Here is a 23,188-nt window from a genome sequence, read left to right as displayed (position 1 = left end):
CGCCGATCGTTCAATCGGTCCCCAACGGCTTCACCGGCGGCACCTCATTCTCCGGCAAAGGCGGGATCGTCCGCAACACCAGCCCCAGCACCAGTGCGATCACGCCCAGAACCCCGCAATACCACGCCACCGCGCTCCATCCGCTGCGCGTCCACGCCATGCCGCCGAGCGATCCCAGCACGCTCGATCCGCCATAATAGAAGAACAGATACACCGCCGCCGCCTGTCCGCGCCTGCTCGAAGCGCGACGGCCGACCCACGCGCTGGCGATCGAATGCGCACCGAAAAAGCCGATCGTGACGATGCCGATCCCGGCGATCACCACCGCCAGCGGCCTCGCGGCGGTCAACGCCACACCCGCGATCAGCAACACGACCGGCACCCAGAATATCTTGCGCCGCCCCATCGTACCCGCCAGCCCGCCGAACCAGGCCGAACTGACCGAGCCGAGCACGTATAACAGAAAGATCGCGCCGACCGCGGCATGGCCCAGCCCGTACGGCGCCCCCATCAGGCGGAACCCGGCATAATTGTAGATGCTGACGAACACACCCATCAGCAGGAACGCCTCGGCGAACAACAATAGCATCGCCCGGTCCCGGAACAGCGCGATCATGCCGCGCGCGACGTGCGCCGGCGACGGCGCGGATGCGACGAACCCGCGCGATTCGGGCGCCAGCCGCCGGAACGCCTCCGCCATCACCAGGCTGGCCAGCCCGACCGCCGCCATCGCCCAGCGCCACCCGGCGAGATCGGTCAGCAGGCTCACCCCCAATCGCCCGACCATCCCGCCGATCGCACTGCCGGCGATATACAGGCCCATCGCCGAACCAACCGACGCGTGGTCCACCTCCTCGCTGACATAGGCCATCGCCACCGCCGGCACCCCGGCCAGCGCCACGCCCGTGGCAAAGCGGATCGCAAGCAGCATCGGCCAGTTGGGCGCGACAGCGGTGGCGAGGCCAAGCAGGCCGGCCACGAACATCGCCGCCACCATCATCGGCCTGCGTCCCCAGCGATCCGACAGCGCGCCGGCGAACAGGATGCCGATCGCCAGCGGCCCCGTCGCCAGCCCGATCGCCAGGCTCGCCCCTTCCGCGCTCAGGCCGAAATCGGTCGCGAACACCGGCAGCAACGGTTGCGCGGCGTAGAGCAGCGAGAAGGTCGAGAAACCGGCGAACAGCATCGCCAGCGTCAGCCGACGATAGCCTGCGCTGCCCTTGGCGAGTGCGGTCATCCCTGCGCGAACCCGTCCAGCAAGCTCGCCACGTTCGCGCCCAGCGCATCGATCGCATAGCCGCCTTCCATCGCGATCACCGTCGGCCATCCGCATGCGGCGATGTCGCGCGCCAGCACGGCATAATCGGCGGTGGTCAGCTTCAGATGCGAGATCGGATCGCCCTCCCAAGTATCCGCGCCGAAGCTCAGCACCAGCAGATCGGGCGCGAATCGGGCGATTGCCGCCAATGCGCTCGCCTGCGCACGGCGGAACGCGTCCAGCGTCGCGCCCTGCGGCAGCGGCAGGTTCAGCGTCGTGCCTGCGCCCTCGGCCTCGCCGGTCTCGTCGGCATGGCCCCAGAAGAACGGATAATCGGTCGCCGGATCGGCGTGCAGCGAAGCGTAGAACACATCGCCGCGCGTCCAGAAGATATCCTGCGTGCCGTTGCCGTGGTGATAATCGATATCGAGGATCGCGACCCGCTGTGCCCCGGCATCGCGCGCCGACGTCAGTGCGTATTGGGCGGCGATCGCGGCGGTGTTGAGGTAGCAATAACCGCCGAGATAATCCGCCCCGGCATGATGGCCCGGCGGGCGGCACAGTGCGAAGGCGGCGCGTTCGCCGCCCAATACGGCGTGGGTGGCCGACAGCACGGATTGCGCGCTCCAATAGGCGGCACCCCAGCTATCGGCGGTCAGCGGCGTGGAGGCGTCGAGGCTGTAGCGCCCGGCCAGCGCATCGATCCGGTCGAGCTTCAGCGGCCGCCGCCGCGCGATCGGCCAGATATAGCCCATCACGTCGCCCGGTCGCCCCGCCGCCGCCCAGCGTGCCGGCGCGGTCTTCAGGAAATCCACGTATCCGGCATCGTGGATCGCCAGGATTGGAGCCTCGCCATGATCGCGCGGTGCCTCGATCGCGCCAATCGCCGCCAGAATCGCCTTGGCGCGGGGTGGCGTCTCGGCATAATCGACGAAGCCGCCATTGTGCAGTTCCTTGGCCGGGGCATGGGCCAATTGCCGGGGGTCGAAGAAACAGCGCATTACATCATCTCCGTATCGGCCGGGCGAAACGCAGTACCGCGAAACCGGCCAGCGCCGACAGGATCGATCCGCCCAGCACGCCGATCTTCACCTCGTCCATCAACGCCGCATCGCCGGGAAAGGCGAGGCCGCCGATGAACAGGCTCATCGTGAATCCGATTCCCGCCAGCAAGGCAACGCCATAGACCTGCGCCCAGCTGGCCTGTTCCGGGCGGCGCGCGATGCCCAGTGTCTCCGCCAGCGCGATGCTGCCGAGAATGCCGGCCTGCTTGCCCAGGAACAGACCGGCGGCCACCGCGATCACCAGCGGCTCGACCAGCACCGATGCCGACATGCCGCCGATCGCGACCCCGGCATTGGCGAACCCGAACAGCGGCACGATCGCGAAGGCGACCCATGGGCTGAGCACATGTTCCAGACGGTGCAGCGGCGATCGGCGTTCGTCGCGGTCGATCGGGATGATCGCGGCGGCGAGCACGCCCGCCACCGTCGCATGCACGCCCGACAGCAGCACCAGCCACCACAACAAGGCGGCGGCGATCAGATAGGGCGTCAGAGCGCGCACGCCATGGCGGTTCAGCGCGGCCATGATCGCCAGCACCCCCGCCGCCGCCGCCAGCGCGCCGAGATCGAGGCCGTGGCTATAGGCGATGGCGATGATCGCCACCGCGCCCATGTCATCGACGATCGCCACGGTGGTGAGGAACAGCTTGAGCGAGGCCGGCACGCGTTTGCCGAGCAGCGCCATCACCCCGATCGCAAACGCGATGTCGGTCGCCGCCGGGATCGCCCAGCCACGCACCAGCGCCGGATCGCTCCCCGCGACGGCAAGATAGATCGATGCCGGCACGATCATCCCGGCGGCGGCGGCGATCACGGGCAGGCGGCGCTTGCGTGCGTCGGATAGGCCGCCGTCCAGCAACTCGCGCTTGATCTCCAGCCCGACGAGCAGGAAGAAGATCGCCATCACCCCGTCGTTGATCCACAGATGCACCGTCATCGGCCCCAAAGCGGGCGCGATCGTCGGGCCGGTCTCGGCATGGAGCAGATGGAAATAGCCCGCCGACCATGGGGAATTGGCAGCGATCATCGCCAGCATCGCGGCGGCGATCAGCACGATCCCGCCCGCCGCCTCGTCGTTCAGGAAGGCGCGCAGAGCTGAAATGGGGGAAGTGCGGGCCACGCGACTATTCTTAGTGCGCGGGGCTGGGCAGGCAATCAGAACAAAGCGAGCTGGTCGCTATCGACTATCTCGGCGGTCGCGTTCAGCGGCCAGCGCGCGATCACCTCGTGCCGGGTCTGGCCGATCAGGCTGTGCACCAGCACGAATTCCTCCGCCATCCAGCTGATCGGCGCGACCGAATGGCTGAACGGCGCGCCCTTGCGATACACCAAGGTCATGTGCGGCGAGAATGCGTAACCATAGCGCCCCTCGACGCTCAGCCCGGCGCGTCCTGCCGCGATCGCTTGGTGCAAAGCATTCAGCGGCGCATTCTTCAGGCGTGGACGCAGCGCGATCGTGCTTTCGCCGCCGGACACGCGATTGAACATGACCTCGAACGGTGCGGCCGCCACGGTCGATCCCGCCGCGACGAGGGCCGGCACGATCTCGTCCGGCCATTCGGCAAAATCGTCCAGGATATCGAGCGTTACGTGCAACCGTTCGTGCCGCATCATCCGCGCGCCATCGGCGAACGGCGTCATCGCCTCGATCGTCTGCCGCGCCAGAACCGGCGGCGGGAACAGCGCGAAGAAGAAGCGATGCGCCGCCTTGATCCGTTTCTCGAACATGTACTCACCCTCCGACTCGGCAAACATGTTCCTTATATGTTCCGTAATCCGGAGTCGAATCCCATTGCTTATCTCGCCAAGGCTTCCGCGATCAGCTTGCGCGAATTGGCGATGCCGTACAGCGCGATGAAGCTGCCCATCCGCGGGCCTTGCTCGGCACCCAGCAGCGTCTCGTACAACGCCTTGAACCAATCGCGCAGATTCTCGAACCCGCCGGTCTTGCCGATTTCATAGACAAGGTTTTGAATATCCTCGGCATTCGCGCCGTCCGGCAGGTCCGCAAGGTCCCGATCCAACCGCTCGAGCGCGCCAACTTCGACACCTTCCGGCACCCGCCGCTTCAACGTCGGCGTCACGAAATCACGCCCATAAGCCAGCGCGCGATCGATCAGCCGATCGAGTTCGGGATACTTTTCCGGCGTGGCATCGGCCACGTAATTGCCGAGATAGCCCCACACTTGCGCCTTGGTCGCATCGCCCATCACGCTGACCAGATTGAGCAGCAGCCCGAACGTCACCGGCATCTCGCCCGTCGGCAACGCACCGTCATGGATGTGATGCACCGGATTGCCGAGTCGTTCCTTCAACTCCTGCCCGGCATAATTGCCGCGGAACTGCCAATATTCGTCCACCGCGCGCGGGATCACGCCCATGTGCAACTGCTTGGCCTTCTTTGGCTCGCGATACGCGTAGAAGGCGACCGATTCCTCGGGGCCATAGGTCAGCCATTGCTCCAGGCTGAGGCCGTTGCCCTTCGACTTGCTGATCTTCTCACCCTTCTCGTCGAGGAACAGTTCGTAAATCAGCCCCTCCGGCTTGCGCCCGCCCAGCACCTGCGCGATGCGGCCGCCAAGTTGCGCGGAGTCGATCAGGTCCTTGCCGTGCATCTCGTAATCGACGCCCAAGGCAGCCCAGCGCATGCCCCAATCGGGCTTCCATTGCAGCTTGGCCTGCCCGCCTAGGATCGATTGCTCGATCCGCTCGCCCTCATCCATGAAGGCGATGATGCCCGCATCGGCATCGACCACCTCGACCGGCACCTGGAGCACGATACCCGACTTCGGGCTGATCGGCAGGACGGGCGAATAAGTCTCCTGCCGCTCGCCGCGCAGCGTGGGCAGCATGATCGCCATGATCGCCGCATAGTTGCGCAGCACGTCCTTCAGCTTCTCGTCGAAGCGCCCGCTCGCATAATATTCGGTCGAGGACGCGAATTCATAGTCGAAGCCATATTGGTCGAGGAATGCGCGCAACGTCGCATTGTTGTGCGCGGCGAAACTCTCGTGCGTGCCAAACGGATCGGGAATGCGGCTAAGCGGCTTGCCGAGATGGTCGGTCAACATCGCCTTGTTCGGCACATTGTCCGGCACCTTGCGCAGGCCGTCCATATCGTCGCTGAACGCCAGCAGACGGGTTGGTTGATCGGAGAGCGCATGGAAGGCGTTGCGCACCATCGTCGTGCGCAACACTTCGTTGAACGTGCCGATATGCGGCAGCCCCGAGGGGCCATAGCCGGTTTCGAACAGGATCGGCGCGCCGCCCGGTTTCCCGTTCGGATAACGCTTCAGTATTTTCCGCGCCTCTTCATACGGCCAGGCTTTGGACTCGAGGGCGGCGGTGCGGAGGGCGTCGGTCATGATGCCCGGCTTAGTGCATAGGAGATGCCGCCCATGCAACCCTAAGCCCTGTCATCCCGGCGAAGGCTGGGATCTCAAGGGGCATGCGCGCACTCGCCTCACAGAGACCCCAGCCTCCGCTGGGGTGACGATGACGGAGAAATCGGGTTGCTCTCCCGCCACAAGTTCGCCAGCTTTGGCCCATGCGCTACCGCAATCTCGGCTGGACGATCGCCCGCATACTGTTCGGGGCCTTCTTCATTTACGCGCCGATCATGATCCTGATCGAATTCGGCGGCCAGAACCCGCCGGAAACCGTGCCGGCGGCCCAGCATTTCGCGCAGGCGCTGAACGACACCGGGTTCATCAACCCGGCACTGATCGTGGATCTGCTGATCGGCGGCGTGCTGATGCTGTTTCACCGCACTGCGCCGGTCGGTTTGATCCTGCTCGCTCCGCCGATTCTCGTCATCACTGGCTTCCACTGGTTTTTGTCGCACCAGTATGTGTGGGGCAGTATCTGGCCGATCTGGTGGGCATTGCTGGCGTGGCGGTACCGCCATGTCTTTGCGCGGCTGGTGGAACGCCCGAGGCGCTGAATCCGTCAATCTCACGTTGCCATTCTGTTCCGGCTGCGCGACAACGCCAGCGTGAAGCCGTTCCCCTATCCCGCGATCCACGCCAGCCATAGCGGCATCTGGATCGCCACCATGGATGGCACGCGCCCGATCGGGCGCGGCGAGGCGATTCGCATCGCCGCCGATACGCCGGTGATCGTGCTCAACGCCGCTCTGGTCGGGCAGCGGCTGGGTTATGCCGATCTGTCGGGTCTCGACGTGCTCGAACTGTTCGCCTTCATGTGCCCGGCCCGTTTCATGGTGCCGACGCCGCGCGGCTTGGCGCGCGTGACGGGGCTGGACGCGCCGGCGCGCGACGAGGAGGTGGCGGCGTTCCTGCTGAAGGCGACCGAGGCCTTGCTCGCCTTGCCCAAAAGCAATTGGCCGGAACAGGAGGGCGCATGGACATCGGCGCAATCTTTGTTCCGGTTGCGCTGGCCCTGGGCGCCTCTGGTCGGCGATCATCTGACCAAACCGACCGAGGCGGAACGCTGGCTGTTCTCGAAACTGCCCGAATGGTCCGAAGGCGCGCCGCGTCCGGCCCCGCGCACGATCACGCTGGAGGCGCACGAGACGCAAAGTCGTCTCGCGCAACTTACCGGGAGCGCGGCCGAGCAACGCCCCGGCCAGCGCGCCTTCGCGCAAGCGGCGATGGAGGCGTTCGGCCCGCGCATGGTGCGTGAATCGCCCAATATGGTGCTGGCCGAGGCGGGTACGGGGATCGGCAAGACTTTGGGTTATCTCGCTCCCGCCTCGCTCTGGGCGGAGAAGGCGGGCGGCGCGGTATGGGTGTCCACCTTCACCAAGGCGTTGCAGCGCCAATTGGGGCAGGAAAGCGCGCGGCTGTTCCCCGATCCGGCGGTGCGCAAGGTGAAGGTGGTGACGCGCAAGGGGCGGGAGAATTACCTGTGCCTGCTCAATCTGGAGGACGCGTTGCAGGGCGGTTTCGCCGGGCGGGCCGCGATCCTCGCACATCTGGTCGCACGCTGGGCGGCGTATAGCGCCGATGGCGACATGGTCGGCGGCGATTTGCCTGGTTGGCTGCCCACTTTGTTCCGGCGCAACGGATCGACCGCGCTGACCGACCGGCGCGGCGAGTGCGTCTATGCCGGCTGCCCGCATTACCGCAAATGCTTCATCGAACGCGCGGCGCGGGCGAGTGCCGAGGCGGATATCGTCATCGCCAACCATGCACTGGTGATGGTCAACGCCGCGCGCGGCCGCGAACTGACCACGCGCCCGACGCGCTATGTGTTCGACGAGGGGCATCATATCTTCGATGCGGCGGATTCGATGTTCTCGACCGCACTGACCGGTGGCGAGACGATCGAGATCCGGCGCTGGATCCTCGGCCCCGAATCCGGCGGGCGCGGGCGGCGGCGCGGGCTTCAGGCGCGCCTGTCCGAAGTGGCGAGCTATGACGAGGGCGGTGCGCGGGCGATCTCCGATGCGGTCGCGGCGGCCGGTGCGCTGGCGAGCGAGGGCTGGTTGCAGCGTCTGGGCGAGGGCGCGCCGTTTGGGCCGATCGAGACCTTACTTGCTGCGGTACGCGGCCTGACCTATGCGCGCGCCGAGGCGGAAGGCGATGCCGGTTACGGGCTGGAAACCGAATTGGCCGAGCCGGATGCGGCGCTGGTCGAGGCGGCGGGGCCGGCGGCGCATGCGCTCGACGCTCTGGTGCGCCCGTTGGTAGGGCTGGGCCGCCGGCTCGAAGCGGTGTTGCAGGAAGGGCCGGACTGGATGGACGGGCAGGCGCGGGCGCGGATCGAAGGCGCGATCGCCTCGATCGGCTGGCGCGCCGAAACGGTCGCTGCCTGGGTGTCGCTGCTGGCCCGGATCGGCGGGCCGGCGACGCCCGATTTCGTCGACTGGATGGCGGTCGACCGGATCGAGGGACGCGAATACGATATCGGCCTGCATCGCCACTGGCTCGATCCCAGCAAGCCGTTCGCCGAAACGGTCCTGAAACCGGCGCACGGCGCGCTCGTCACCTCGGCGACGTTGCGCGGCGGCGGGGAATGGGAAGTGGCCGAGGCGCGTACCGGGGCCACGCACCTGCTGCGCGGGGCCAGTCGTTTCGAGGCACCGTCGCCGTTCGATTACGCAACCCAGGCCGAGGTGCTGATCGTCACGGATGTGAAGCGCGGCGATATGGGCGCGCTGGCCAACGCCTATGCGCGGCTGGGGTGTGCTAGCCATGGCGGGATGCTCGGCCTGTTCACCGCGATCCGGCGGCTGCGCGGCGTGCATGCGCGAATCGCCGATCGGCTCGCGCGTGATGGCCTGCCGCTCTATGCCCAGCATGTCGATCCGATCGACACCGGCACGCTGATCGATATCTTCCGCGACGACGCCAGTGCATCGTTGCTTGGCACCGATGCGCTGCGCGATGGGGTCGATGTGCCGGGCGAATCGCTGCGGCTGGTGGTGATGGAGGGCGTGCCGTGGTCGAAGCCGACCGTGCTGCACGCCGCGCGGCGGCTGGCCGGCGGGGGCAGCGCCTATGACGACCGCATCGTCCGCGCGCGCCTGGCGCAAGCGTTCGGGCGGCTGATCCGCCGCGCCGACGACAAGGGCATGTTCGTCCTGCTCTCGGCCGCGATGCCGTCCCGCCTGCTCACCGCCTTCCCGCCGGGCGTGCGAATCGAGCGCGTCACGCTCGATGAAGCGGTATTGCGCGCATCGCGTCTTCCTTCCGTCACGCGCCTCGTGCATGAATCGCGGCAGGACGCCTGACGGAGAGCCCATGAAGACGCTGACCCTGCTTCGCCATGCCAAATCCGGCTGGGACGACAAGGTCGTGCGCGATGTCGATCGACCGCTCAACGGCAAGGGCAAGCGCGCCGCGGCCTGCGTGGGGCAGCATTGGCGCGATCTTCGCCTCGGTTTCGATCATGTCGTCGCCTCGCCGGCGGTCCGCGTTCATGAGACGATCGCGGAATTGGCGGTCGGATATGGCGAGACGATCGTGCCGGTGGTGGATCGCCGGATCTATCTTGCGTCGGCGGTGACATTGATCGACGTGATTCACGAATTGCCCGAGGGGGCGGACCGTGTGCTGATGATCGGGCACAATCCGGGATTGGAGGATCTCGTGCTGATGCTGGTACCGGACAAGGCCAGCGACGCCCTGCGCGATACGGTGGAGGAGAAATTCCCTACCGCCAGCACGGCGGAACTGACCTTCGAAGGGGCCTGGGCCGATGTCGCGCAGAACATGGCGACGCTGACGCGGTTCATTCGCCCGCGCGACCTGGATCCAGCCTTGGGGCCGGACAAGGATTAGGGTTTCGAGACTTTCCCCATTTTTCGGTGCGGCTATTTGGTGTGCGCCGAACGCTCCAACAGCGCCGTCATCCCGGACTTGATCCGGGATCCAACGTGCCGCAAGCGCACACTTTGTTATCAAGCTCATCGAAAGCCGCTGGTTGGACCCCGGATCAAGTCCGGGGTGACGACTTGGGATGTGTGACTGAGGCAGCCTCAGAGCGCCAGCCTCTCAACTCTCGTCCTGCTCCAGCCCGTCGGCGAGCGAATCGCGGATGTCCTGCACCGCCTCGAGATCGACCTTACCGGCACCGCGCTTGCGTTCGGTCATGAGCAGTTTCTGCACGCCGCGAATCGTATAGCCTTCCTGTTCGAGCAGGCTCTGGATGCGCAGCACCAAGGCGATGTCGGCGGGGCGATAATAGCGGCGGTTGCCGGCGCGTTGCAGCGGCCTCAACTGAGGAAAGCGCGTTTCCCAATAGCGCAGGATATGTTGCGGCAGTCCCGTCTCACGCGACAGTTCACCGATCGTCCGGAACGCGCCCGCCGCCTTGTCGGGAGCGCCGGACACGGTCATGTCAGCCGCGACCCGGGATGCGGTGGGTCGTTCCGGGACACATCAGCCCCCGCTCACGATGCGATCGCGCATCATCTGGCTGGCGCGGAAGGTGAGGACGCGGCGCGGGGCGATCGGCACTTCGATGCCGGTCTTGGGATTGCGCCCGACCCGCTCGCCCTTGTCGCGCAGCACGAAGGTGCCGAAACCGGAAATCTTGACGTTCTCGCCCTTGGACAGGGATTCGCACATGTGCGTGAGAATATCTTCGACGAGCTTAGCCGAATCCGCGCGCGACAGCCCCACCTGGTGGTGGAGTGCTTCGGCCAGATCGGCCCTGGTCAATGTTCCAGCAGGCGCCATGCGCTCCCCTTCTCCACAGCGTGGCAGGACAATAGTCTAGCACAATGACGAAGCAGGCGGAAAGGTCTTTGTGACGCATCCGTTTCGATCGCCGATCCGGTTCTAGAATCGAACCACCGCGGCACCCCAGGTGAATCCTCCGCCCATCGCTTCGAGCACGAGTAGTTGTCCTGGCTTGATGCGCCCGTCGCGCACCGCGACATCGAGTGCGAGCGGGACCGACGCGGCGGACGTGTTCGCGTGCTGATCGACCGTCATGACGACCTTTTCCGCCGGAAGGCCGAGCTTGCGCGCGGTGGCATCGAGGATGCGCGCATTGGCCTGGTGCGGCACAACCCAATCCACGTCCGCGGAGTCGAGACCTGCGAGCGCCAGCGATTCGCTCATCACGCTGGCCAGATTGGTGACGGCGTGGCGGAACACCTCGCGGCCCTTCATGCGCACCTTGCCGACCGTGCCGGTGGTGGATGGGCCGCCATCGACATAGAGCAATTGATTGTGACGCCCATCGGCATGCAGCTTGGTCGCGAGAATCCCGCGCGATTCAGGCGCCCCGTCGCTTTCCTGCGCCTCCAGCACGATCGCGCCGGCACCATCGCCGAACAAGACGCAGGTGGTGCGATCCTCCCAGTCGAGGATGCGGCTGAACGTCTCGGCACCGATCACCAGCGCGCGACGCGCGGTGCCGGAACGCAGCATCGCATCGGCGACCTGCACGGCATAGAGGAAGCCCGAGCAGACCGCCGCCACGTCGAACGCGACGCAATCGTCGATGCCCAGCATCGCCTGCACCTTGGTGGCGCTGGCGGGGAAGGTCTGGTCCGGCGTGGCGGTGGCCAGCACGATCAGGTCGATCTCCTGCGCGGAAATGCCAGCGGCGGATAAGGCCGCCTTGCAGGCGTCGGCGGCCAGAGTCGCGGTGGTCTCGTCCGGGCCGGCGATGTGGCGAAAGCGGATGCCGGTGCGCTCGACGATCCATTCGTCGGTCGTATCGACGGTCTCGGCCAATTCGGCGTTCGAAACGCGGCGCGCCGGGAGCGCGGAACCGGTGCCGGTGATAACCGAACGAATCATGCTGCCTTGGCCTCGAAATTGCCGAGGTCTTCGCTGATCCGGCGGGTGAGATCGTCGCGCACCATCTTGGCCGCGGCGGCGATCGCGGTGGCGACGCCGAGTTCGGTAGCCCCGCCATGGCTCTTCACGACGATGCCGTTGAGGCCGAGGAAAACCGCGCCGTTATGCACGTTGGGGTCGAGATGATGGCGCAGCAATTCGGTCGCCGGGCGCGAGATCAGGAAGCCGACCTTGGAGCGCAATGACGAGCTGAACGCGCGCTTGAGCAGATCGGCCACGAAGCGCGCGGTACCCTCGGCGGTCTTCAGCGCGATGTTGCCCGAGAAACCGTCGCACACGATCACATCGACTTCGCCGCGCGACAGCCGGTCGCCCTCGATGAAGCCGGTGAAGGTCAGCGGCAGATGCGTCGCGGCGCGCAATGCGCTGGCGGCGTCGCGAATCTCGTCGGTGCCCTTCTGATCCTCGCTGCCGATGTTGAGCAACGCGACCCGGGGGGAGGCTAGGTCCATGTTGGTACGGGCATAGGCCGCGCCCATCACCGCGAACTGGATCAGGTTGCGCGCATCGCATTCGGTATTGGCGCCGAGATCGAGCACGACGACGTCGTTGTCGCCCAGCGTGGGCAGCATCGCGGCCAGCGCCGGCCGGTCGATGCCCGGCAACATGCGCAGGCTGATCTTGGCCATCGCCATCAGCGCGCCGGTATTGCCCGACGATACGGCGGCACCGGCGCGACCCTGCTTCACCATATCGATGGCGATGCCCATCGACGTCTTCTTGGCACGCCGCAGCGCGACTCCGGCCTTCTCGCTGGAGCCAACCACTTCGGGCGCATGGACGATTTCCGAATTGGCGGTCAGGTTCGGATGCGACCGCAATCCCTCATGGATCGCCGTCTCGTCCCCGACGAGCAGGAAACGCATGTCGGGAAAGCGATGACGCGCGCGTGCGACACCGGCCAGCATCACGGCCAGCCCCTTGTCGCCACCCATCGCGTCAACGGCAATAAAGGAGCTGTCGGTCACGTCGCTCCGTTCCTGTTCGGAACCTGGATCAGGTTCAGTATCAGGCCCGGTATCAGGCCTTGTCCGCGATGATCTCGCGACCGTTATAGTGGTTGCATGACGGGCACATGTTGTGCGGCCGCTTCAGTTCGCCACAGTTTGGGCATTCCTGGAACGCGTCGATGCTGAGCGAATCGTGGCTACGACGCATGCCGCGCTTGGACGGCGTGGTTTTTCTCTTGGGGACGGCCATTTCGGCGAAACCTTGTGTTTGATCGGACCTGATTTTGCGGCAAGCCCGAATCGAAGGCCCCACGCAACCGACATGAAGTCGGCCGCAGTGGCACCAGCGGCCGGACACACACGCGAAGCGATGCGCCTATAGCGATTCCTGCGGACGTTGCAACCCGCCGCGCCGGGTGGCAGGCTGCGACGCACACGATAATGATGGGGGGACGGACATGCAAAGCATCACGATGCCGGTGACATTGGTCGCAACCGGCGGCGCGGGGATCATCGCCTTATGGCTGGGCTTGCGCGCCGGCAAGGTCCGGTCGGGTGCGAAGATCGATATCGGCGATGGCGGCAACGCGGCGTTGATCGCCCGGATGCGCGCGCAGGCGAACTATGTCGAATATGCGCCGTTCATCGTGATGCTGATCGCGGCGCTGGAATTCACCTGTGGCACATCGAGTTGGCTATGGGTGGCGGCGATCCTGTTCCTGATCGCGCGCGTGCTGCACGCCTTCGGCATGGACGGCATGAAAGGCGGCCGCATGATCGGCATCCTGATCACCTTCCTGCTGCTGCTGGCTTTGGGCGGTTACGCCATCGCGCTACCGCTGATCGCGCATTACGGCGCGCCCAAGGCGGCGGTGGAGGTGGTGCCGGCGACTGGGTGAACGACCTTCTCCCCTCCCTGGAAGGGAGGGGCCGGGGGTGGGTTCCTCTCGAAGGAGCGCGGTTATCTCCTCATGCCGACCCACCCCCAACCCCTCCCTTCCAGGGAGGGGAGAGACGGGCATCACCCGGTCGCGCCCGCGCCGACGAACGGATTATACTGCCGCTCATGGCCGAAATTGCTCATCGGGCCGTGGCCGGGGATGAAGGCGGTGTCGTCGCCCAGCGGCCAGAGCTTGGCGACGATCGAATCGATCAGGTCCTGATGGTTGCTGCGCGGAAAATCGGTGCGGCCGACGGACCCCTGGAACAGCACATCGCCGACCAGCGCGAGCTTCGATTCGGGGTGGTGGAAGATCACATGCCCCGGCGTGTGGCCGGGCGTTTCGTAGACGTGCAGCGTCAGATTGCCGACCGTGACGGTATCGCCCTCGACCAGCCAGCGGTCGGGCACGAACGCCTTGCCGCCCATGATGCCGTATTTCATCCCGTCCTCGGCCAGCGTTTCGAGCAGGAACAGATCGGCCTCGTGCGGCCCCTCGATCGGCACGCCCAATTGCTCGGCTAACGGCTTGGCCTCGCCGCAATGGTCGAAATGGCCGTGGGTCAGGATGATCTTCTCGATCGTAACATTGTGCTGCGCCGCCGCCGCCTTCAGCTTGGGCAGGTCGCCGCCGGGATCGACGAAAGCACCACGCATCGTTTCGGTGCACCACAGCAAGGTGCAATTCTGCTGGAGCGGGGTGACGGGCACGATCGCGGCGCGCAGGGGAGGGATGGTCATAGCGCGATGAAATAGGCGGGCGGGGGCCGGGCGGCAACCTTGGCGCTTGCGGTGGCCCATGGCGCATTGCATGCGGTGGCCGCCATGCTCGCGCTCGACGCCCCGCCTTTCGTGTTGCTCGACGACGCCCGTGCCGATGGCGCGATGGCGCGGCTGTACCGTGCGCCGGTCCGGGTCATCGCGGCATATGATGTGGCGGAAGTTCTGCCCGCGCTGGAGCAGGTGCGGGCGGCCGGTGCGGCCGGGCAGCATGCGGCGGGGTTCCTGTCCTACGATGCGGGAGCGGCGTTCGAACCGGTGCTGGGGGTGCCTGCTCGGGGACCAACTCCTTTGCTGTGGGTCGGTCTGTTCGAGAGCTATGACGAGATCGCGCCCGAAGACGTGGCGGCATTGCTGCCCGATCCGGCTGGCGCGTGGATCGGCGCGCCGGAGCCCGACGTAGCGCGCGCCGAATACGATGCGCACTTCGCCGCGGTGCACGATCTGATCGCGGCGGGCGATCTGTATCAGGCCAATCTCACCTATCGCGCGACCTGCCGTTTCGCCGGCGATCCGCTGGCGCTCTATGCCGCGCTCCGGGCGCGGGCGCGGGCCGGTTATGGGGCCTTGGTCTCGACGGGCGACGACATCATCCTGTCGCTGTCGCCCGAACTGTTCTTCGCGCTCGACCGGGGCAAGCTCACCTGTCGCCCGATGAAGGGCACGATGCGGCGGGGGGAGACGGCGGCTGACGACGCCGTACGCAAGGCCCGCCTGGGTAGCGACGAGAAGCAGCGTGCGGAAAACCTGATGATCGTCGATCTGATGCGCAACGATCTGTCGCGCGTCGCCCGCCCCGGCAGCGTCGCGGTGCCGCAATTGTTCGCGGTGGAGACCTATCCGACGGTGCACCAGATGGTCTCGACGATCACCGCCGATCTTGCGCCGGCCAGGGATGCGATCGACGTGATCGCCGCTCTGTTCCCGTGCGGATCGATCACCGGCGCGCCGAAGATCCGCGCGATGCAGGCGATCGCGGGAATCGAGACCGCACCGCGCGAACTCTACACCGGGGCGATCGGCAGAATCGGGCCGGCGGCAGACGGCGGGGCCGGCGACGCCATGTTCAACGTCGCGATCCGCACATTATCGATTCCCATTGGCGGCGATCGCGCCATGTTCGGTGCCGGGGGCGGTATCGTCGCGGATTCCCGTGGCGGAGAAGAATGGGACGAAAGCTTGGCCAAGGGCGATTTCCTCACCGCCGGACAGCGCGGTTTCGACCTGATCGAGACGATGGCGTTCGATCCCATGGCCGGACTGATGTTGCTGGAACGGCACCTCGCGCGGCTGAAGGCCGGCGCGGATGCGTTCGGCTTCACTTTCGACCGGCACGATACGCGCAACGAATTGCAGGCCGCGACCTTCCGCCTGCGTGTTGCCCGGCGGGTGCGTCTGTTGCTGGCGAAGGGCGGGGCGATCGCGATCGAGGTCGCCCCGGTCCCCGCGCCGTTCGATGGCCCGGCACGGGCGGCGGTGGTGCCGCTGCCGGTCGCGTCCGCTGATTTCCGCTTGCGCCACAAGACCAGCGACCGGGCTTTCTACGACGATGCGCGCCGCGCCGCGGGCACGGATGAGGTGGTGTTCGTCGATTCCCAGGGCTTTGTGACCGAAGGCAGCTTCACCAATGTCTTCGTCGAGCGCGACGGCGTGCTGATCACGCCGCCATTGGCGCGGGGGTTGCTGCCCGGCGTGCTACGCGGCGAGCTGATCGAAAGCGGGCGGGCGATCGAGGCCGATCTGACGCCCGACGACCTCGCGCACGGCTTTCTGCTGGGAAATGCACTGCGCGGGCTGTTTCCTGCGGTTGTTGCGGTTGCGAACTGGACTCGCCCGAGTCTATAGCGCCCGCGCTTCCCTAAATTCAGGAACCAGCCTCATGCAGCCCTCCGCCGCGCTGAACCGCATCAAGCCCTCGCCGACGCTGGCGATCACCACGCGCGTCGCCGAGCTGAAAGCGGAAGGCGTCGACGTGATCGGCCTGGGCGCCGGCGAACCCGATTTCGACACGCCCGATTTCATCAAGGAAGCCGGGATCAAGGCGATCCGCGACGGCCAGACGAAATATACCAATGTCGATGGCACGCCCGAACTGAAGGACGCGGTGGTCGCCAAGTTCAAGCGCGACAACGGCCTGACCTATGCCCGCAACCAGATCACGATCAACGCCGGCGGCAAGCACACTTTGTTCAATGCGATGGTCGCGACGCTGGACGCAGGCGACGAGGTCGTCATTCCCGCGCCCTATTGGGTCAGCTACCCGGACGTCGTGCTGTTCGCCAACGGCACGCCGGTGTTCGTCGCGGCCGGCGCGGACCAGGGCTACAAATTGCGTCCGGAGCAGCTCGAGGCCGCGATCACCCCGCGCACCAAGTGGGTGATCCTCAATTCGCCGTCCAACCCGACCGGTGCGGCCTATTCGCGCGCCGAGCTGAAGGCGCTGGGCGAGGTGCTGGAACGGCATCCGCACGTCTGGATCTTCGCCGACGACATGTACGAACATATCGTGTTCGACGATTTCGAATTCACCACCATCGCTCAGGTCTGCCCGTCGCTGTACGATCGCACGCTGACCGCCAATGGCTGTTCGAAGGCCTATGCGATGACCGGGTGGCGGATCGGTTTTGCCGGCGGTGCGCCGTGGCTGATCAAGGCGATGTCGAAGCTGCAGTCGCAATCGACCAGCAATCCGTGCTCTATCGCGCAGGCGGCGAGCGTCGCGGCGCTGAACGGGGATCAGAATTTTCTGAAGGACCATGCCGCCTTGTTTCAGTCGCGTCGCGATCTGGTCGTGTCGATGCTGAACCAGGCCAATGGCATGACGTGCCCGCGGCCCGAGGGTGCGTTCTACGTCTATCCCGAATTCTCCGCGCTGATCGGCAAGACCACGCCCAAGGGCAAGGTTATCGCCACCGACGAGGATTTCGTGGCATATCTGCTTGATGACGCCAAGGTGGCGGCGGTGCAGGGGGCGGCGTTCGGGTTGTCGCCGGCGATGCGTATTTCGTACGCGACTTCGGACGAACTGTTGCGCGAGGCGTGCGAGCGCATCCAGACGGCCTGCGCGAACGTACGATAACATGGGCGCGGGATGAACGCGCCCGCCAGCGACCGTTAACATTAGGTTTCGCAAAACGGCATTGTCGGCGGCGGTTCGAAGGACGATCTGCGGTCGCGAGATGTTTTGCGATTATGTCCGCCGTGCAATGAAGGTGAGACGCAAGAACCGTAAAGGTAGGTTATGCGCAGTTTCCTGAAATCCGCTTTCCTTTGGCAGTTTGCCGCCGGTTTCCTGCTGGGTGCCGTCGGCATGGTTACGTTGCAGCCGCAGGGCGAGATCCGCAGCCCGTTCGCGCCGGCGGTTCACGCCGATCGTTGATGCCTCCTGCCCTTGGGATCGGCCATGCGCGTAACTATCTGAGTTGCTGGCGCGAATATGGATCGATGCCAAGGAGTTCCCGATGTTGAAAACCATCCTGCCGATCGCTGTCATTGCCGGATTGGGCGCGGTCGCCCTGTTCTCCGGCAGCGCCAATGCCGAGCGCGCCGTGCCGATCCCCGCCGCTGCGCAGGACGTGCCCAGGACGCCCGGTTTGCAGACGGCGGTGCTGGGCGGTGGCTGCTTCTGGGGCATGGAGGCGGTGTTCGAAAATGTGAAGGGCGTGAAGACCGTAACGGCGGGCTATGCCGGTGGCACGAAAGCGACCGCGAGCTATGATCAGGTCAGCACCGAGAGCACCGGCCATGCCGAGGCGATCAAGGTGATCTACGATCCGGCGCAGGTCAGTTACGGCACGCTCCTGCGCGTCTATTTCTCGATCGCGCACAACCCGACCGAATTGAACCGGCAGGGGCCGGACAGCGGCCCGAGCTATCGCAGCGCGATCTTCCCGCAGAATGCCCAGCAAAAGGCGGTGGCTGCGGCCTATATCGCGCAACTCGGCAAGACCAAGGCGTTCGGCAAGCCGATCGTGACCAAGCTGGAGGGCGGGCAATTCTTCCCGGCCGAGGCGTATCACCAGAACTTCTTCGACCGGAACCCGACGCATCCGTACATCGTGACGTGGGACAAGCCGAAGGTCGCGGCGTTCAAGGCCGGGTTCCCGACGCTGGCGCGGTGATGTTCCTTAAGCCCCTCTCCTTTAGGGGAGGGGTTGGGGGTGGGGCGGTCCCGTCTCGAAGAGACCAGCGCCAGAATTTGCGGCACTGCCCCACCCCAACCCCTCCCTGAAGGGGAGGGGCTTAAGAGGAATCAAGCCGCCAGCGGAAACCGCAGCAACCTATCCTCCACCGCGATCAGCGCCTGTGCGCCGCCGCCGATCGCGCGCACGATCTCCGGGTGGGTCGCGTCCAGACCGCCGGTCAGCGATCCGAACGCGGGCAGGATGATCTTGGCTGGCGTCGTCACGAAGCAGCGCCGCGACACCAGCTTGCCGCGCACGCGCAACCGCAGTTTTGGGTGGAAATGGCCCGACAATTCCGGCCGTGTCTCCGCCGGATCGGCCTCGTGCCGCAGCACCAGCCCATCGACGATCGCCTCGTCCAGCACCTCGCCGCCGCAACGATCGATGCTCCGTTCGATTCTGGGATCGTGGTTGCCGGTGATCCACATCCACCGCCGCGTGGTCGTCAGCGCGCGGAGCAGCGCCTGTGCGCGTTCCGGCAACCGGTCGCAGCCGGCGGAATCGTGGAAGCTATCCCCCAGGCACCAGATTTCCCGCGCGTCGGTCGCCTCGGCCAATATGGTGAGATCGGTCAGCGTCGCGATCGAATCGTAGGGCGGCAGCATCTGCCCGCGTTTCGCGAACCAGCTCGCCTTCTCGAAGTGCAGATCGGCGACCAGCAGCGCGCGGCGCGACGGCCAGAACAACGCGCCTTCCGGCAGTGCGCACAGATCGTGCCCGGCGAACGAAAAGGGAACCATCGCCCGGCTATGACGCGTTTGCGCGGCCCGATCAACGGCTTGCCGCCATAGCACCGACGAATCCTCTTGCGCCGCACCGCAACAGGCGTAGAGCGCGCCGTGTTCCACCATCGGTCGAAAATGCATGTCATCTGCTGCTGAATCGCCCGGATCGGCGCAACTCTCCCCCCATTCCACGCCGCACCCGGCCCCCCACCCGGCGATGATCGCGCTGACGATCGGCGCGATCGGCGTGGTGTTCGGCGATATCGGCACCAGCCCGCTCTACGCGTTCCGGGAGGCGCTGGCCCAGACGGCGGAGGGCGGGATCGACCCGAGCGAGATCCTCGGCGTGTTGAGCCTGGCTTTGTGGGCGCTGATCCTGGTCGTTACGCTGAAATACGTGCTGTTCCTGATGCGCGCGGACAATCAGGGCGAGGGCGGCGTGCTGGCGCTGACCGCGCTGGCGCGCCGCGCGCTCGGCAAGCGCTCGCTGATCGCGATCGTGCTCGGCGCGGCCGGCGCGTCGCTGTTCTACGGCGATGCGATCATCACGCCGGCGCTGTCGGTGCTGTCGGCGGTGGAGGGGATCAAGACGATTCCCGGCCTCACCTTCGTGGACGGCAACCTCATCCTGCTGCTGACGATCGTTATTCTGGTCGGCCTGTTCCTGATCCAGGCGCGCGGTACGGCGCGGGTGTCGGCGCTGTTCGGGCCGGTTTGCATCCTGTGGTTTCTGGCGATCGGCGGGCTCGGCCTGTGGCACATCGCCGACGAGCCTTCGATCCTGCGCGTCTTCTCGCCGCATTACGGCGTGCTGTTCCTCGCCAGCCACGGCGTGCCCGGCCTGTTCGTGCTGGGCGCGGTGTTCCTGACCGTGACCGGGGCCGAGGCGCTGACCGCCGATATGGGGCATTTCGGGATCAGGCCGATCCGGATCGGCTGGTTCTTTCTGGTCTTCCCGGCCTTGTGCATGAACTATCTGGGGCAGGGCGCCTTCGCGCTCGCCGCACAGGAAAGCGCGCTGGCGACGGGCAAGGATTTCGTCAATCAGGACTGGTTCTTCCTGATGGCGCCGGATCGCTTCCGGCCGTGGCTGGTCGGCCTGTCGCTGCTCGCGACGGTCATCGCCAGCCAGGCGGTGATCACCGGTGCCTATTCGTTGACGCAGCAGGCGATCCAGCTGGGCCTGCTGCCGCGCCTGCGCATCCGCCAGACCTCGGCGCATCATGCCGGACAGATCTATCTGCCGGCGATCAACTGGCTGTTGCTGGCCGGCGTGCTGGTGCTGGTGATACAGTTCAAGACGTCCTCGGCGATGGCCGCGGCCTACGGCATCGCGGTAACCGGCACGATGGTCGTCACCACCTGCCTGGCGTATATCGTCGTGCGGCATCGCTGGAATTGGGGCCGGCCGCTGGCGCTGGCGGTGATCGTGCCGTTCCTCGCGCTCGATCTGGTGTTCTTCGGTGCGAACATCCTGCGCGTGGTGGAGGGTGGCTGGGTGCCGCTGGTGATCGCCGCCGCGATCGGGCTGCTGATCTACACCTGGGTGCGCGGGCGCGGCATCGTGCGCGCGTTCGAGGAGCGACAGAGCGTTCCACTCGCCGATCTCGCCGCCGCGCTGGCGCGCCGCCCGCCGGAACGGGTCGAGGGCACGGCGATCTTCCTGACCGGCAATCCGCACAATGCGCCGGGCGCGCTGCTGCACAATCTGAAGCACAACAAGGTGCTGCACGAACGCAATCTGATCGTCAGCATCCGCACCACCGATCGCCCGATCGCGGCGGATGAGGACCGGGTGAAGCGCGAGCTGGTCGACGATAATTTCGTCATCATCGTGCTGACCTACGGCTTCATGGAGACGCCCGACGTGCCGGCCGATCTCGGCTTCGGCGCGGCGGCGGCGAAGAAGCCGCTCAACCCGGCCAAGACGAGCTATTTCATCGGCCGCAACACGCTGAAGCCCGCCGCGAAGGAGGGCATGCCGTTATGGCAGGACCATATCTTCATGTTCCTGCAGCGCAACGCGAGCGACCCGACCGATTTCCTGCGCATCCCGCCGGGCAAGGTGCTGGAACTGGGTGAACAGGTGGCGGTGTGACGGCGGCTACCTAACCACAACCGTCATCCCGGCGCAGGCCGGGATCTCAGCGAGGCGCGCGGCGCGCTCACCATACAATCGCCGTCATCCTGACGAAGGTCAGGATCCATCGCGCCGCATAAGCAACCGCCGGCAAGTTTGCGGCACGTTGGATCCTGACCTTCGTAGGATGACGGAAGAGTGGACGCGGATTAGGGGTGGGTGGGCCGATTGGCTGGCATGACGCCCGCCCCATACCGACCCACCCCCTACCCCTCCCTTCCAGGGAGGGGAGAATGCGCGCCCCCCAATGCCGTCATCCCGGCGCAGGCCGGGATCTCAGCGAGGCGCGCGGTACGCTAGCCCCGTAGAGACCCCAGCCTGCGCTGGGGTGACGATCGTGGTTAGGCGGGGGTGGCGCGCACCTTACCCCGCATATGCCTTGACCAGATCGAACAGATAATTCCGCCCGTCATACAAGGACTTCACCCGAATGCGTTCGTTCAGGCCGTGGATGCCGTTGAAATCACTGTCGATGAAGATGCCCGGCACACCGTAGACCGGGATGCCGATCGCCTGGAAGAAGATGCCGTCGGTCGCGCCGGTCGACATCAGCGGCACCAGTGGCAGGCCGGGGAAATGCTTTGCCGCCACCGCCTTGGCCGGGCCCATGATCTTGGGATCGAGCGGGGTGGGGATCGCGGTCGGGCGGATCGGCTGGTTGATCGTCAGCTTCACCTTCGCGCCGGCCAGTTCCTGCAACTTGGCGGCGGTCGCCTCTACTGTTTCGCCCGGGAAGATGCGGCAATTGATGTTGGCGGTGGCGCGTTGCGGTAGCGCGTTCTCGGCATGGCCGGCGTTCAGCAATGTCGCGACGCAGGAGGTACGCAGCGTGGAGTGGAACGTCTTGTCGGCGCTGACGATTTTGTCGGCGGCGGCATCGGTTGGATCGGCGAGCAATTTGCGGATCGCATCGCCCATCGGCCCGGGCGTCCCCTGCGCCGTGGCAGTGAAGAAGGCGCGGGTCGTATCGCTGAACTTGATCGGGAATTCATAGGCCCGGATCGCCTCCAGCGCATCGGCCAGTTCGTAGATCGCATTGTCCGGCACCGGTTGCGAGCTGTGCCCGCCGGGGTTGGTCGCGGTCAGCGTATAGTTCTGTGCCGCTTTCTCGCCGACCTGCATCGCCAGCGTCTGCTGCTTGCCGGCCGCATCGAGCCGCCCGCCGCCGCCTTCGTTGAGCACGAACTCCGCCGCGACCAGATCGGGCCGGGTCTTGGTCAGATATTGCGCGCCGTTCCACGCGAAGGTCGTTTCCTCGCCGCAGGTCAGCGCCAACTTGATCGTGCGTTTGGGCTTGTAGCCCGCCTGCTTGAAGCGGATCATGCTGTCGGCCCAGACCGCGGCCATCGCCTTGTCGTCGACCGTGCCGCGCGCATAATAATATCCGCCCTCCTCGATCAGCGTGAAGGGGTCGCGCACCCAATCCTCGCGCTTGGCCTCGACCACGTCGAGATGCGCGAGCAGCAGCACGGCCTTGGCCTTCCGGTCGCTGCCGGGCAGGACCGCGACGAGGCCGCCCTCCTTCGGGTGATCCGGCACAGAGAAGGACGTGAGGTCGGCATCCTTATAGCCTGCCGCCTTCAGCCGCGTGGCGATTTGAGCCGCAGCCTGCGTGCAGCTGCCCGCCGACAGCGTCGTGTTGGTTTCGACCAGTTCCTTGTAGAGACCGAAGAAAGTCTGCTGATCGGGCGTGAGCGCGGTTTGCGCCGCGACCGGCTGCAGCGCGATCCCCGCCAGCATCGCGCCGGTCATGACCCGTGTGAATTTCCGCATCTTCTGCCCCTTTGATCGTCTCAGGGCATCAGCGTAACGCACTGCGTGATCAAAGCAACGGGGCGATCACAGCAACGCCCGCGCGATGGCAAA

Annotated in this window: 22 protein-coding genes; 9 read left to right on the top strand and 13 right to left on the bottom strand. The window is 66.0% G+C overall.

The genetic code is table 11. The features are described from left to right. Positions 1–10: 10 nt before the first annotated feature. From U1738_RS13700 to U1738_RS13680, 5 genes are all read right to left on the bottom strand, one after another. The gene (locus U1738_RS13700; protein ID WP_332789610.1) at positions 11–1,237 is read right to left on the bottom strand and encodes an MFS transporter; all 1,227 of its coding nucleotides are present in this window, start codon (positions 1,235–1,237) and stop codon (positions 11–13) included. Further along, positions 1,234–2,259 (bottom strand): histone deacetylase family protein, encoded by a 1,026-nt coding sequence (locus U1738_RS13695; protein ID WP_332789609.1) that lies wholly within the window; start codon positions 2,257–2,259, stop codon positions 1,234–1,236. Before U1738_RS13695 ends, U1738_RS13700 begins: the two co-directional genes overlap by 4 nt. 4 nt (positions 2,260–2,263) lie before the next feature. Then, entirely contained in the window at positions 2,264–3,442 is a 1,179-nt protein-coding gene (gene nhaA / locus U1738_RS13690) for a Na+/H+ antiporter NhaA (RefSeq protein WP_332789608.1), read from the bottom strand. A 35-nt stretch (positions 3,443–3,477) separates the two neighbouring features. Next, positions 3,478–4,050 (bottom strand): 2'-5' RNA ligase family protein, encoded by a 573-nt coding sequence (locus U1738_RS13685; protein WP_332789607.1) that lies wholly within the window; start codon positions 4,048–4,050, stop codon positions 3,478–3,480. Between the two features lie 68 nt (positions 4,051–4,118). Further along, positions 4,119–5,687: a lysine--tRNA ligase gene (locus U1738_RS13680; RefSeq protein ID WP_332789606.1), complete on the bottom strand. Its 1,569-nt coding sequence runs from the start codon at positions 5,685–5,687 to the stop codon at positions 4,119–4,121. Between the two features lie 182 nt (positions 5,688–5,869). On the opposite strand from U1738_RS13680, the gene U1738_RS13675 reads away from it, so the two are divergent. The 3 genes from U1738_RS13675 (at position 5,870) to U1738_RS13665 (ending at position 9,569) form a co-directional block, all read left to right on the top strand. Then, entirely contained in the window at positions 5,870–6,265 is a 396-nt protein-coding gene (locus U1738_RS13675) for a hypothetical protein (RefSeq protein ID WP_332789605.1), read from the top strand. 111 nt (positions 6,266–6,376) lie between these two features. Further along, positions 6,377–9,019 (top strand): ATP-dependent DNA helicase, encoded by a 2,643-nt coding sequence (locus U1738_RS13670; protein ID WP_332789763.1) that lies wholly within the window; start codon positions 6,377–6,379, stop codon positions 9,017–9,019. Between the two features lie 10 nt (positions 9,020–9,029). Next, a complete protein-coding gene (locus U1738_RS13665) occupies positions 9,030–9,569 on the top strand; it encodes a SixA phosphatase family protein (protein ID WP_332789604.1) in 540 nt (179 codons plus the stop codon). A gap of 213 nt (positions 9,570–9,782) precedes the next feature. Here the strand turns inward: U1738_RS13665 and U1738_RS13660 are convergent, their stop codons facing one another. The 5 genes from U1738_RS13660 to rpmF all read right to left on the bottom strand — a co-directional run bounded on the left by U1738_RS13660 (position 9,783) and on the right by rpmF (position 12,803). Further along, the gene (locus U1738_RS13660) at positions 9,783–10,127 is read right to left on the bottom strand and encodes a MerR family transcriptional regulator (RefSeq protein ID WP_332789603.1); all 345 of its coding nucleotides are present in this window, start codon (positions 10,125–10,127) and stop codon (positions 9,783–9,785) included. 42 nt (positions 10,128–10,169) lie between these two features. Beyond that, positions 10,170–10,469, bottom strand: a complete 300-nt coding sequence (locus U1738_RS13655; RefSeq protein WP_332789602.1) for an integration host factor subunit alpha — start codon at positions 10,467–10,469, stop codon at positions 10,170–10,172. Between the two features lie 102 nt (positions 10,470–10,571). Beyond that, a complete protein-coding gene (locus tag U1738_RS13650; protein WP_332789601.1) occupies positions 10,572–11,543 on the bottom strand; it encodes a beta-ketoacyl-ACP synthase III in 972 nt (323 codons plus the stop codon). Continuing rightward, on the bottom strand, positions 11,540–12,571 hold the full coding sequence (gene plsX / locus U1738_RS13645; protein WP_332789600.1) for a phosphate acyltransferase PlsX: 1,032 nt from the start codon (positions 12,569–12,571) through the stop codon (positions 11,540–11,542). Before plsX ends, U1738_RS13650 begins: the two co-directional genes overlap by 4 nt. A 52-nt stretch (positions 12,572–12,623) precedes the next feature. Next, positions 12,624–12,803, bottom strand: coding sequence for a 50S ribosomal protein L32 (gene rpmF, locus U1738_RS13640; RefSeq protein ID WP_055774773.1), 180 nt, complete (start codon positions 12,801–12,803; stop codon positions 12,624–12,626). Positions 12,804–13,011: 208 nt separating this feature from the next. On the opposite strand from rpmF, the gene U1738_RS13635 reads away from it, so the two are divergent. Continuing rightward, positions 13,012–13,452 (top strand): MAPEG family protein, encoded by a 441-nt coding sequence (locus U1738_RS13635; protein WP_332789599.1) that lies wholly within the window; start codon positions 13,012–13,014, stop codon positions 13,450–13,452. 122 nt (positions 13,453–13,574) lie between these two features. On the opposite strand, the gene U1738_RS13630 is transcribed toward U1738_RS13635, so the two are convergent. Continuing rightward, positions 13,575–14,234 (bottom strand): MBL fold metallo-hydrolase, encoded by a 660-nt coding sequence (locus tag U1738_RS13630; RefSeq protein ID WP_332789598.1) that lies wholly within the window; start codon positions 14,232–14,234, stop codon positions 13,575–13,577. 84 nt (positions 14,235–14,318) lie between these two features. Between U1738_RS13630 and pabB the strand changes: the two genes are divergently transcribed. From pabB to msrA, 4 genes are all read left to right on the top strand, one after another. Further along, the gene (gene pabB / locus U1738_RS13625) at positions 14,319–16,118 is read left to right on the top strand and encodes an aminodeoxychorismate synthase component I (protein ID WP_332789762.1); all 1,800 of its coding nucleotides are present in this window, start codon (positions 14,319–14,321) and stop codon (positions 16,116–16,118) included. A gap of 34 nt (positions 16,119–16,152) precedes the next feature. Then, on the top strand, positions 16,153–17,352 hold the full coding sequence (locus tag U1738_RS13620; RefSeq protein ID WP_332789597.1) for a pyridoxal phosphate-dependent aminotransferase: 1,200 nt from the start codon (positions 16,153–16,155) through the stop codon (positions 17,350–17,352). Between the two features lie 162 nt (positions 17,353–17,514). Beyond that, positions 17,515–17,652: a hypothetical protein gene (locus U1738_RS13615; protein WP_332789596.1), complete on the top strand. Its 138-nt coding sequence runs from the start codon at positions 17,515–17,517 to the stop codon at positions 17,650–17,652. Between the two features lie 82 nt (positions 17,653–17,734). After that, entirely contained in the window at positions 17,735–18,394 is a 660-nt protein-coding gene (gene msrA / locus U1738_RS13610; RefSeq protein WP_332789595.1) for a peptide-methionine (S)-S-oxide reductase MsrA, read from the top strand. 131 nt (positions 18,395–18,525) lie between these two features. On the opposite strand, the gene pdeM is transcribed toward msrA, so the two are convergent. Next, complete coding sequence (pdeM, locus tag U1738_RS13605; protein ID WP_332789594.1) at positions 18,526–19,197, bottom strand: ligase-associated DNA damage response endonuclease PdeM; 672 nt, start codon at positions 19,195–19,197, stop codon at positions 18,526–18,528. Between the two features lie 124 nt (positions 19,198–19,321). Between pdeM and U1738_RS13600 the strand changes: the two genes are divergently transcribed. Then, positions 19,322–21,280 carry a potassium transporter Kup gene (locus tag U1738_RS13600; protein ID WP_332789593.1) on the top strand — a complete coding sequence of 653 codons (1,959 nt, stop codon included), beginning with the start codon at positions 19,322–19,324 and terminating at the stop codon, positions 21,278–21,280. Between the two features lie 405 nt (positions 21,281–21,685). On the opposite strand, the gene U1738_RS13595 is transcribed toward U1738_RS13600, so the two are convergent. Next, complete coding sequence (locus U1738_RS13595; RefSeq protein ID WP_332789592.1) at positions 21,686–23,095, bottom strand: M20/M25/M40 family metallo-hydrolase; 1,410 nt, start codon at positions 23,093–23,095, stop codon at positions 21,686–21,688. Between the last annotated feature and the right edge of the window lie 93 nt (positions 23,096–23,188).

The sequence above is a fragment of the Parasphingomonas caseinilytica genome, from assembly GCF_036663755.1.
In the GTDB taxonomy this organism is placed as follows: Bacteria; Pseudomonadota; Alphaproteobacteria; order Sphingomonadales; family Sphingomonadaceae; genus Sphingomonas.
Note: the sequence above shows the minus strand (reverse complement) of the source record. Positions and strands in the feature narration are given on the sequence as shown.

Coding starts and splice junctions, on each gene's coding strand:
- U1738_RS13670 (WP_332789763.1), top strand. CDS start 6,377: ATGGATGGCACGCGCCCGATCGGGCGCGGCGAGGCGATTCGCATCGCC.
- U1738_RS13675 (WP_332789605.1), top strand. CDS start 5,870: ATGCGCTACCGCAATCTCGGCTGGACGATCGCCCGCATACTGTTCGGG.
- U1738_RS13660 (WP_332789603.1), bottom strand. CDS start 10,127: ATGACCGTGTCCGGCGCTCCCGACAAGGCGGCGGGCGCGTTCCGGACG.
- U1738_RS13620 (WP_332789597.1), top strand. CDS start 16,153: ATGCAGCCCTCCGCCGCGCTGAACCGCATCAAGCCCTCGCCGACGCTG.
- U1738_RS13685 (WP_332789607.1), bottom strand. CDS start 4,050: ATGTTCGAGAAACGGATCAAGGCGGCGCATCGCTTCTTCTTCGCGCTG.
- msrA (WP_332789595.1), top strand. CDS start 17,735: ATGTTGAAAACCATCCTGCCGATCGCTGTCATTGCCGGATTGGGCGCG.
- U1738_RS13600 (WP_332789593.1), top strand. CDS start 19,322: ATGTCATCTGCTGCTGAATCGCCCGGATCGGCGCAACTCTCCCCCCAT.
- U1738_RS13615 (WP_332789596.1), top strand. CDS start 17,515: ATGCGCAGTTTCCTGAAATCCGCTTTCCTTTGGCAGTTTGCCGCCGGT.
- U1738_RS13635 (WP_332789599.1), top strand. CDS start 13,012: ATGCAAAGCATCACGATGCCGGTGACATTGGTCGCAACCGGCGGCGCG.
- U1738_RS13680 (WP_332789606.1), bottom strand. CDS start 5,687: ATGACCGACGCCCTCCGCACCGCCGCCCTCGAGTCCAAAGCCTGGCCG.
- pdeM (WP_332789594.1), bottom strand. CDS start 19,197: ATGGTTCCCTTTTCGTTCGCCGGGCACGATCTGTGCGCACTGCCGGAA.
- U1738_RS13595 (WP_332789592.1), bottom strand. CDS start 23,095: ATGCGGAAATTCACACGGGTCATGACCGGCGCGATGCTGGCGGGGATC.
- U1738_RS13665 (WP_332789604.1), top strand. CDS start 9,030: ATGAAGACGCTGACCCTGCTTCGCCATGCCAAATCCGGCTGGGACGAC.
- pabB (WP_332789762.1), top strand. CDS start 14,319: ATGCTCGCGCTCGACGCCCCGCCTTTCGTGTTGCTCGACGACGCCCGT.
- U1738_RS13695 (WP_332789609.1), bottom strand. CDS start 2,259: ATGCGCTGTTTCTTCGACCCCCGGCAATTGGCCCATGCCCCGGCCAAG.
- U1738_RS13700 (WP_332789610.1), bottom strand. CDS start 1,237: ATGACCGCACTCGCCAAGGGCAGCGCAGGCTATCGTCGGCTGACGCTG.
- U1738_RS13630 (WP_332789598.1), bottom strand. CDS start 14,234: ATGACCATCCCTCCCCTGCGCGCCGCGATCGTGCCCGTCACCCCGCTC.
- U1738_RS13650 (WP_332789601.1), bottom strand. CDS start 11,543: ATGATTCGTTCGGTTATCACCGGCACCGGTTCCGCGCTCCCGGCGCGC.
- U1738_RS13655 (WP_332789602.1), bottom strand. CDS start 10,469: ATGGCGCCTGCTGGAACATTGACCAGGGCCGATCTGGCCGAAGCACTC.
- rpmF (WP_055774773.1), bottom strand. CDS start 12,803: ATGGCCGTCCCCAAGAGAAAAACCACGCCGTCCAAGCGCGGCATGCGT.